Raw genomic sequence first — 10,655 nt, 5'->3', positions numbered from 1 at the left:
AAAATGCAAAATAAAAAGAAAAAAAGATGAATGTTCAGTATGATTGGTTTATCATTTGTTATTTTTGGTTTTGGGGTAGGTATGTCAAGTTGTAAACAAATTCGTGAACACCCGCAAAAGACACCTAAAAAACAACCCCTCACCCCTAACCAACAAAGAGGATTTGCTGAATCAAAACCCGATTCAAAGCAAGTTGATAACTTTGCACAAGGGATTATTTATGATTCTAAACAACCCCTACCCGTACCAAAAGAATTTGCTAATTCTAATAAGACACAAATGATTGTAGGAAACCAACAATTAAATGGTAAAATATTGGGATTAGATGATGACAATGAATTAATGTTTTTTGGTTATTATCTAGCCGTAAGTGATGCAAATGGTAATATCCATGTGCATCCGCATATTATTCAACCGATTGAACTGGTTTTATGAGAAAATCAATGATATGATGAAGATTGAAACGAAAACAATCCATATATCCAAGTTCCAAATGATCCAGTTGTTAAAATAAGTGAAGGGGGCATTTTAAAAAATGTCCGCATTTATTATGCCAACCACAACCACCTAGGAAATTTAATTTTTGATGATTTTATCGTTCGTGTGGACGGGATTGGTTCTTCTTCATCGTTTATTCAAAAACCAACTAATTTTGATGATGATTGACGTTATGTAAGTATTGACATCCCTTTTGATGTTCAATATTTACAAGCTAAATTAACAAAAGCAAAGAAAAATCAACAAAAATATAGTGCCATTAGAATCACAGGTTTGTCATTTGTTCATACTCATGGTAATAATGTGATTGGTGCAGAATTAACCATTCAATTCAAAAACCCGATTTATATTAAGGTAGTAGATTAAAGTATATGCATAATGAAGAAATCCAGCAGAATAACAAGAATAAAAAACCAATAAAACAACGTTTTTTCGCACTAGTAAAAAAAATCGATCACAAACAAACAGCCTGAATTAAAATGATTAGCTTAGCTGTTATTTTAGGTGTGATTATTTTCTTGGTACTATTTTTATATCATGATGATCACCAAACAAACTTTTTTATTAACGCACACCTTTATGAAATCCGTTCTAAAAAAGCTATTATGGCTATTTTTTCGGGTGGAGCTTTAGCTGTTGCAGGTTTGTTGCTACAAAAAGCAACGCGTAACAATTTAGCTGATATATCTTTATTGGGAATAGGAAGCTTAAACATTATTATTATGTCTTTTTATTTATTGTCAGTTAAAACAAAAATTCAATCAAACGGATGAGAAATGCAAATCCTCCCCTTAATCGCCTTTTTAGCATCAATTCTGGGTAGTGTAATTATTTACGTCCTATCGCGTTTCGGTGGATTGAGCTCCGAAAAATTCATTATTGTTGGGATTGCTTTATCCTTTTTATTTGAAGCTATTTCGGTTGTTTTAGCTAATCCTAACGCCAACGGTGCTAATGTGAATAGTTTATCTAATATGTTTAAAGAAGCAGGGACACTGGATACGACGATCAAGGTTATTCAAAAGTATACTTACGGAATTATTCCTAACTCGAATTATATCCAATGAAATATTATTCTTCCCTCATCAGTCATGATTTTGATCACTTTAATTCCTGTTTGGTTTTTACGTCGCAAGATTGATTTATATGAAACCAGCGAAGAATTGGCGCGTACGGCTGGGGTGAATGTTGAACGTTTGCGATTAATCATTTATTTACTCGTTGCAATTTTAGCTGGAACAGAAGCAGTAATGGTAGGCTTTGTGGCCTTATTAGGTGTTTTAGGTTCTAATGTGGCTAAGCAAATGTTCGGAAACAAAACGACTTATACGATGTTTGGAGCATTCTTAATTGGTTCAATTCTCGTAACAGCCGCCTTGTTTATCTCTTCTAATTTAAACACCAATGTACCTGTGGGTTTTTTATCAACAACCATTGTTGTGCCTTATTTTATTTATTTAATCATTCGAGGTAAATAGTTATGTTCAAACAAAAAAAACATTTTGATCGGGATGCCATAGTGGCTTTGAATCCCGAAAATGTCATTGAGGTGCGTGATTATTTTTTTAAATATTCACGTCGGGGAGAATTCATTTTAAAAGATATTAATTTAAACATCAAAAACCATTGCTTTACAACAATTCTAGGACCCAATGGTTCAGGTAAATCAACGATGGCTAAGGCGATGGTTAGAATTAATAACTCCAAAATTGGTCAAATCAGTTTATATAATAAGGATCATAGAAAATACACAACAAAACAAGCTAGTCAATTGATTGCGTATATCCCCCAAACCTTAGATATCCCAGTAGGGACACGTGTCATCGATTATATTACATTTGGGCGAAACCCTTATTTAAATATTACGGGGATTTTAAGTCAAAAGGATAAGGAAATTATCCAATCAGTAATGCACGCTATGCAAATTGAACATTTAAAAGATAAATTTATGCAGGATTTATCGGGTGGTCAACGCCAAAAAATTGTCTTAGCCTTAGCTTTAGTGCAAGATACGCCAATCATTTTATTAGATGAACCAACAACTTATTTAGATATTAAAAACCAATATGAACTATTAGAAACATTAAAACAGTTGCAAATAAAACACCAAAAAACAATCATTGCTATTTTACACGACATCAACCAAGCTATGCAATTTTCTGATTATATTTATGTGCTAAAAGACGGGGAAGTTTTGTTTAATGGGACACCAAATAACATTATTAATCAAGAGTCTTTAAAAACTGCCTATAACATCGACGCCTCTATTTTTCAAACACCAGATAACGAGCGGGTTGTTTGCAATATTAAAGTGAATAGTTATATTAAATAAAATTATGTTTCTGAAAAAGAAAAAAAATAATTTATTTAAACAGACAAAGATTTATGTCTTTGATTCAAGACTCTTGAGGTACCAAAATTTAATATCACCCAAAAAAATGGCAATAATTATTTTTTCATATGTAATTTTGCTGTTTGTTTTATTTGGGGTTTTTACATGAAATCTTTCATATGCCACAAAAATTGATTTATACACTAACGGTTCCCCGGTTAGTGTACAAATGACGTTAAAAGAAATTTTAAATCTAGTGTTTAGTTTACGTTTTTTAACAATTGATGATTTTAATACATATGCCAATTTACAAAATACAGTTTGGTCATCCATCGCTATTATGCTGGTGGGTGTTGCTTTAAGTACTGCTGGATGCATTACTCAAACATTAACACGCAATCCACTAGCAGACCCCTCTACTTTAGGTATTGTTAGCGCAACTGTTTTTATGGTTGTTTTGGCTATTTCGTTTGATTTTCGTATGTATCAGCAAAAAATCGGTTTTGCCTTTATTGGTGGGGGTGTAGCCGCTTTAATGTTATTGGGCATGGTGTTCATGTCTAAACAAAAAAAATCCTTTTTAAAAATGACCTTAGCCGGGTTGGCCACTGGTGTGTTTTTTAACACGGTCTCTTATTTTATTCGTTCAAGCGAAGAATCAGCTTCTTCGGCTAACATGTTATATATTCTAGGTGGTCCAGAAAATATTTTAAAAGCCAATGGTTTTGCCGACTTTAAATTATTATGAATTAGTGCGGTCATTATTGTCTTCGGTTTTATTATTAGTATGCTTATTTCGCATAAATTAAGTTTATTAGACCTTGGTGATGAAAAAGCTAAAAACCTAGGATCATCAGTCGTTTACATCAAAATGATCGCTATTTTAGCTACTATCTTATTAATTGCCCCTTCGATTTTATTAGCGGGTAATGTGGCTTTTGTTGGTTTATTCACCCCTCATATTGTGCGTAAAGTTTTTGGGGTTCGAGACTATCGTATTGTGATTCCATTATCAGGATCTGTGGGTGCATTAATTACTGCTTTAGGGCTGATTTTAACCCGGGAGATTCCAAGTATTAACTCTTCTATTTGAATGCATTTCATTGGTGCTCCAACCTTAGCTTATGTAGGTTGAGTTAACTGAAAAAACGCATAAAAATATTTTTGTATAAAAGTATTTTTAACAGTGCTTTTAAATTGAATTTTGCAAATGTTTTTAATATAATAAAAGAATTAATTGAATTATATTTAGAAACAAGAAAAGGTAGAGTTTATGAAAAAGAAAAATCAATTAAAATGATGATTTTTATCTCTAGGAATCATAGCTGTTCCATTAACAGCTATTAGTTTAGCTGCTTGTGCTAACAAAACACCTATTGACCAACAATTTAATGATTTAGAATCCGTTTTAAAAGAGTGATACAAACAAACAACCGACAGTCAAAAAATAACTTATGCTAATGATTTACACAAAAAATTCGAAGTTATCATGGCTGCTTTTAAAAGAACAAAGAATGATACAGAAAAACAACAATATTTACAAAAAGCTCAATTAATTATTAATGAAATTAAAGAAATTATGAAAGACCCAGACCACTATACACCCGAACAACCAAAAGAGGGTGATGAGGTCAACATAGTTGATGATAATCGTTTTATTAACAAAGAAACTAACCAACCGTGAGCAGAAGAGAAAAAAATAGAACCAAACCAACACCTTATTGGTAAAACACTAAAAGAGGGCGAAAAGTACAAAGGGTTAATGATTTTTAATTGAACAGCCCATAAAGATCATAATAGTCCAATTGCACATACACACAACCACAAATATGAGCAGATAGAATTAAGTCAGCAACCCAATTTACAAAAACAAGATGGCAAATTAATTGATGGTAATGATTTACACGTGAGTGCTGAGACAGGGCGTTTAAATGGAGTTGAAGTATATTATTCACTACTTGATGATATTAAAAATACGGGTTTTAATAATATTCAATTACGCTTTGACGGCATTGGAGCAAGTAGTGATAGTTTACCCGCAAGTTTATCGGGTAGTCAAGAAAATAGTCACAACCCCCACTATACTTTTAATTTCCAATTACCACTAGATTATTTAAAAAACAAGCAAAATGTTTTCATTACTGCTATATCCTTCCAACACATGCATGGTGAATATATCGGAGACCAGTGAACGATCCAATTCAAACACCCAATCAAAATTCCAGTTCGCTAATTTCTATTTTCTAAAACCATTTTATTTTTTAGCAACGCGTATGCATAGCAAAAAAACACCAGTTAAACTGGTGTTTTTTAGTCTCAACAGGGGCTTATTTATTGTTTGTTAATACGTCATCGATTATTGTTTAGAGTGGAAATTTTAGAGTTAAATATATGTAAAATCCCAACAATTTTTATTTCGTGAAACATACAATAAGGCTTCTCAAAATTTATTTTTTAACGAATAGTTATAATTTCTTATTGTGTTTTTTGATTCTTGATGGGTTGGTCAAAAAAGACTTGTACAACATAAGGTTTATTCTCCTTCGTCTTTATTTCTTGCTGAGTTGGAGCTAGTAAAGTTACTTCTAGGCCAATAATTTCAACAGATTCACTTGCTTGAGTGTTTTCTAAAGTAAATGTATAACTTTGCTTAAAATCATTACTAAATTTCAACTGATCAGGTTTGGTTCGTGTCCCCCCACGAACAATAGGGGTAGAGGTTAATGTTTGTCCGTTTTTTGTATAAATTAATTTAATAGATTGCAACCCTAGTATTTTTGGTGAAGTACTAGCTTTTAAAATTGTTTTACGATCTTTTAGAATTTTATCAGAAATAATTTTTTTGAAGTTTTCATTATTAGTATTTGTATCTTTATCTTTAATAAAGAAAACAAAGTTTAGCACTTGTAAATGCTTGTTATCTTCAGGTTTAGGTTTAAATTCTATTTTTGTAGGTTCTTGAATACCTAGGTGTTCGAAAGAATATTTTGTGACTTCATCAACTTGTTTAAAACTAGAAGCTAAAATATCCTTAGTGAATTGTTTGGTTTGTTCATTCTTGCTTAATTTATATGTAACTGTGATTTTAGAATTATCAGAGGTTTTTGTTGCTTGAATAAAGGTAATAATGACATCATCTGTTAATTGGTTGAATTGAAAATTACTTTGATCCTTTAAGTTCGCCTCAGTGATATCTTTTAATAGTGTTTGTTTCGCATTTTTATATGATAGCTCCACTTTTTTATTTATTTCATCAAAATTAATAGGATCAACTGGTTTTGTTTCTTGCTTGAATTCTTTTTGAGGAATATAAAGAGTAAATTCTTTTGCTAACTCGCCTTTGCTTAATTTATATGTAACTGTAATTTGTGATTCATCAGATGTTTTTTCTGCTTTAACAAACGTTGTAGAGAATCCAGTTGGTGTACCCGCAAAAAGATAATTATCGGGCTTTTGCAACATTTCTAGTGTTATTGCAGATCACAATAATTGCTTGGCGTTTTTAAAAGTAACAGTAATGGTTTGACTAGCCTTATTTAATTCATCCAATTGATTCGAATGATCAGAAACGATCTCTTGTTTAAAACTAGAAGCTAAAATGTCCTTAGTGAATTCTTTGGTTTGTTCGTTCTTACTTAATTTATATGTAACTGTGATTTTAGAATTATCCGAAGATTTTTGAGCTTTTATGAACGTTATTGAGTAACCTTCAGGGGCACTAAAAACGAAGTTCTCCTTCTTTTTTAAATCATCATCACTAACAGTTGTATATAAAATTTTTTCACTGTTTAAATATTTAAGTGAAACTTCTTTATTGACTTGTGTAAGATTTATATCCGGTAATGGTGTTTCTGATTTAAAATTCTTAGCTAAGATATCTTTAGTAAAAACATGCTTATTTTGATTTTTAATGACTTCGTAGGTGATAGTAATTTTATCTGCTGCTTTAAGTGCTTTGAGAAAATTAATTTTAAAACCCGCTTGGTTTATTTGCAGATCAAAATGGTTGTTTGTTAAGTCGGCCGGAATATTTTTAAAAAGTGTTTTACTTTGATTTTTAAAGTTAATAACTACCGTGTTATTTGCATCATCAAAACATTTTGAAATAATATCAGCCACATCTTTTTCTAATTTAACACCGACCATTTTAATTAAAGAACTAGCATTGTTTGGGTTTTCTTTTTTAAGTTTGGCAACTTCGTTTTCGGCGTTTTTAATAGCAGTAGCAATTTCTTTGGAGAAATCAACTTGGTATTTGCGCTCCAAGTCTTTTTTTACATTATTAAATTGTAAAATAGCATCTGCTACATCGGTTGTGTTAGTTTTTGAACAGGCGGTTATAGCAGATACAACTAAAGCAGAAGTTGTAGCGAAAGCTAATGTTGAAAATAAAATAGTTTTTGTCTTTTTTTGCATAAATAATAACTATTCTTCTACTTGTTTGAACAAGTGAAGTTCCTTTCTAATTAAAATTACACGAACATATTACCATGAAATAAAAAGTGTAATAGGTTGATTACTGTAATTATAGTAAAAAATGAAAAAAACTAAAGGAACAAGGCACTGGATCAAAAAAATAAATATCGACTTTTGTTTTTGTTAGACAAAAAAACCTCTCGAATGAGAGGTTTTGAAAAATTTAATGGGGTGATTAACGGGACTCGAACCCGCGAAGTACCTGAGTCACAGTCAGGCGTGTTAACCAACTTCACCATAACCACCATGTAAATACACCATTATATTATAGTATGAAGTTGAATAAAAAGCAAGTTTTTTAATGGTGTATATTAAAAATTAGATAATTTTTATTGTATCGTTTTGTGAATCATATGTTAATTTGTATGCTTGGTTTTTAACAATAGTATTAGTCATAATCAAACGAGCGATTTGGTTTTCAATATGATGAACAATTCAACGTTTAAATGGACGAGCACCATAATTAGGATTATAAGCTGAATCAAGAATAGCATCATAATTTATATCATTGAAAGTAATTTGGTAGTCATTTTCAGTTAGGCGGTGTTCTAAATCAGTTAGCATTTTGTGAATGATATCGACTAAAATATCGTGTTTTAAAGGGTTGAAAACAATAATATCATTAATACGGTTTAGAATTTCAGGTTTCAGAGTTTTTTGTAAACTCAATAATGCTTTATTAGGTTCATTATTAATGATTTCTTGGCTACCAATGTTACTTGTCATAATAATGATTGTATTTTTGAAATTAATATCATTATTATGCCCATCCTTAATGCTACCTTCTTCAAGAATTTGCAATAAAGTGTTTAAAACGTCGGGGTGTGCTTTTTCAATCTCATCAAACAAAACAACACTATAGGGATGGCGTTTAACAGTCTTGGTTAGTAAACCAGCATCCTCATAACCCACATACCCAGCTGGAGCACCAATTAATTTAGCCACGGTGTGTTTTTCCATGTATTCAGACATATTAAATTGAATTAGTGCTTTATCAGTATCAAATAAATTTCGTGATAAAGCTTTAGCTAGTTCGGTTTTACCAACTCCCGTTGGTCCTAGAAATAAGAAAGAACCGAGTGGTTGTAAGGGGTTAGCAATACCAGCTCGTGCACGCATCACAGCATCAGCGACCGCTTGAACTGCTTCATCTTGACCCATAACTTCTTTTTTAATTTGCTCTGCAAGTTGTAAAATTTTTTGTTTGTCGTCATTAAGTAAATTTTGTACCGGAATTTTCGTTGCAATTGCAATTACATCAGCAATTTCTTTATCAGTTAAAGCATCAACAATTAATTTGTTAGTTTGGTTATTGTCAATTAATTGCTCTTGTTTTTCTAATTGCTTTTGCAAAGCGGGCAAATCATAATAAAGCAATTTACTTGCTTTTTCATATTTACCATCAAATTGTAAACGTTCAATTTCGTGATTCGTTTCATCTATTTTTTGTTTTAGATTTTTCAAATCATTAATTTGTTGCTTTTCTTGTTCATATTGTTTAGCTAAAAGATCGCGTGCGGTTTGTTTATCTTCAATTTCTTGGTTAATCATTGCTAATCGCGCATTTGATTTGGAATCTTTTTCGTTTTCCAAAGCTGCCTTTTCGGTTTGTAAATATTGCAACTCACGTGTTAATTGATCTAATTCGACTGGTGAAGAGTTAATTTGGGTTTTAATTTTTGCAGCAGCCTCATCTATTAAATCGATAGCTTTATCAGGTAAGAAGCGATCTGTTATATAACGTTGTGATAAATTAACCGCTGCGACAAGAGCGCTATCGTGAATCTTGATTCCGTGAAAAGCTTCTCAACGGGCTTTTAAGCCACGCATAATTGTTAAAGCTTCGATGCTGGTTGGCTCATTGATGCTAATCGGTGTTAAACGTCGTTCTAAAGCGGCATCTTTTTGAATGTACTGACGATACTCATCATAGGTTGTAGCGCCGATAACTTTAATCTCACCACGTGCCATCATGGGTTTTAAGATGTTAGCCGCATCCATCGCTCCCTGAGTTTTACCTAAACCCACTAATTGATGGATTTCATCAATGAATAAAATGATGTTTCCATTTGCTTTTTTGACCTCACTAATAATTGCTTGCAAACGTTCTTCAAAAGCCCCTTGATAACTAGCTCCTGCAATTAAAGAAGTCAAGTTTAATTCTAGGATAGTTTTGTCATAAAGGTTTGTTGGAACATCCTTATGTACAATTCGGTAAGCCAAACCTTCCACAACAGCTGTTTTACCAACTCCTGGTTCACCGATCAAGACGGGGTTTGATTTAGTTTTCCGACTTAAAACTTCAATTGTTCGCCGGATTTCATCATCTCGTCCAATAATCGGGTCAATTTTATTATTTTTAATTTCCTCATTAATATTGCGTGTATATTGCGTGATATCATTTTTTTGTTTCATTTCCATAAAAATAACCTCCAATAAGAATATATAAATATTAGCACTTATCAACAAAGAGTGCTAACTATTTTATTATTTTTATAGAAAAAAGAAAAAAGCCAAGTGGTGTTGGCTTTTTTATTAATGAAAGAAACGTCGGATTTTGATAAAAATAACGAATATTCAGAAAACTACTTGGATATAAGCACGGTATAATGTATTACTTAAATGTAACATAAACCCTTTGTGTTGACTGTCGGGATTGATTTGACATGTAATTTTTACATGGCTAATATTGATAATTAAACTAAGCGTAATGCCAATGCAAAAAGCGATGGATACTATTAAATCAATAACCTTTCAGCCAGATCTATGATTAGACTGATTAAAGCCTAGAAAATAAACTAAAAAACCAATTGCTAATAGAATTAACCCTCCAATAATCGCAACTGTAGAAATTCATTGTAGTACTAAAACACCTTTGCGCGAAATGAGAAAACCAACGATTAACATGACAGAATAAATTAATAAACTTAAGGCAAGGATGATTAAGAAAGTGTAGTAATTTAAATATCCAATCATCAAGGCTAATAAAAAACTATACCCTAGAGTTAAAAAGATGGTATAAAAAATGTTAAAGGCGAAATTATATTGAAATTTATTGGTAAATAGATTTATTAAAAACATAATAAACAAGCCTAGTAAATTAATACCGGCAATCCCACCGTAAGTGATTAATAATATGGTTAAATTAAAATAAAAAATACCGTATTGAAATAAAAATACAAGTCCGATTAATAAAGCTGTAAAGACTAATGTTTGGAGTAATGATAAACCCAAAACGCGGACTACTAATTTTGTTTGCTTTTGATTTAATGGTTCTTTTTGGACTTTTCAAAAATTCATAATAACCTCCATTTTTAATGATATGTATATTTTACCGTATAAATGTTAT

8 protein-coding genes and 1 tRNA gene are annotated in these 10,655 nt (G+C 31.5%); 5 read left to right on the top strand and 4 right to left on the bottom strand.

Annotation, left to right across the window (positions count from 1 at the left end):
* The first annotated feature begins 3 nt into the window (after positions 1-3).
* From OF365_RS01180 to OF365_RS01160, 5 genes are all read left to right on the top strand, one after another.
* Positions 4-864: a hypothetical protein gene (locus OF365_RS01180; protein WP_263817783.1), complete on the top strand. Its 861-nt coding sequence runs from the start codon at positions 4-6 to the stop codon at positions 862-864.
* Between the two features lie 5 nt (positions 865-869).
* On the top strand, positions 870-1,976 hold the full coding sequence (locus OF365_RS01175) for an iron ABC transporter permease (protein ID WP_263817782.1): 1,107 nt from the start codon (positions 870-872) through the stop codon (positions 1,974-1,976).
* A 2-nt stretch (positions 1,977-1,978) separates the two neighbouring features.
* On the top strand, positions 1,979-2,830 hold the full coding sequence (locus OF365_RS01170) for an ABC transporter ATP-binding protein (RefSeq protein WP_263817781.1): 852 nt from the start codon (positions 1,979-1,981) through the stop codon (positions 2,828-2,830).
* A 106-nt stretch (positions 2,831-2,936) separates the two neighbouring features.
* Positions 2,937-3,986 (top strand): FecCD family ABC transporter permease, encoded by a 1,050-nt coding sequence (locus tag OF365_RS01165; protein ID WP_263817780.1) that lies wholly within the window; start codon positions 2,937-2,939, stop codon positions 3,984-3,986.
* A 117-nt stretch (positions 3,987-4,103) separates the two neighbouring features.
* Entirely contained in the window at positions 4,104-5,063 is a 960-nt protein-coding gene (locus OF365_RS01160; protein WP_263817779.1) for a hypothetical protein, read from the top strand.
* Positions 5,064-5,305: 242 nt separating this feature from the next.
* Here the strand turns inward: OF365_RS01160 and OF365_RS01155 are convergent, their stop codons facing one another.
* The 4 genes from OF365_RS01155 to OF365_RS01140 all read right to left on the bottom strand — a co-directional run bounded on the left by OF365_RS01155 (position 5,306) and on the right by OF365_RS01140 (position 10,606).
* Complete coding sequence (locus tag OF365_RS01155; RefSeq protein WP_263817778.1) at positions 5,306-7,246, bottom strand: lipoprotein 17-related variable surface protein; 1,941 nt, start codon at positions 7,244-7,246, stop codon at positions 5,306-5,308.
* Positions 7,247-7,473: 227 nt separating this feature from the next.
* Positions 7,474-7,551 (bottom strand) — tRNA-His (locus OF365_RS01150).
* A gap of 73 nt (positions 7,552-7,624) precedes the next feature.
* Positions 7,625-9,727, bottom strand: coding sequence for an ATP-dependent Clp protease ATP-binding subunit (locus tag OF365_RS01145; RefSeq protein ID WP_263817777.1), 2,103 nt, complete (start codon positions 9,725-9,727; stop codon positions 7,625-7,627).
* A 114-nt stretch (positions 9,728-9,841) separates the two neighbouring features.
* Positions 9,842-10,606 (bottom strand): hypothetical protein, encoded by a 765-nt coding sequence (locus tag OF365_RS01140; protein ID WP_263817776.1) that lies wholly within the window; start codon positions 10,604-10,606, stop codon positions 9,842-9,844.
* Between the last annotated feature and the right edge of the window lie 49 nt (positions 10,607-10,655).

It is taken from the genome of Ureaplasma zalophigenitalium (assembly GCF_025780055.1).
In the GTDB taxonomy this organism is placed as follows: domain Bacteria; phylum Bacillota_I; class Bacilli_A; order Mycoplasmatales; family Mycoplasmoidaceae; genus Ureaplasma; species Ureaplasma zalophigenitalium.
Note: the sequence above shows the minus strand (reverse complement) of the source record. Positions and strands in the feature narration are given on the sequence as shown.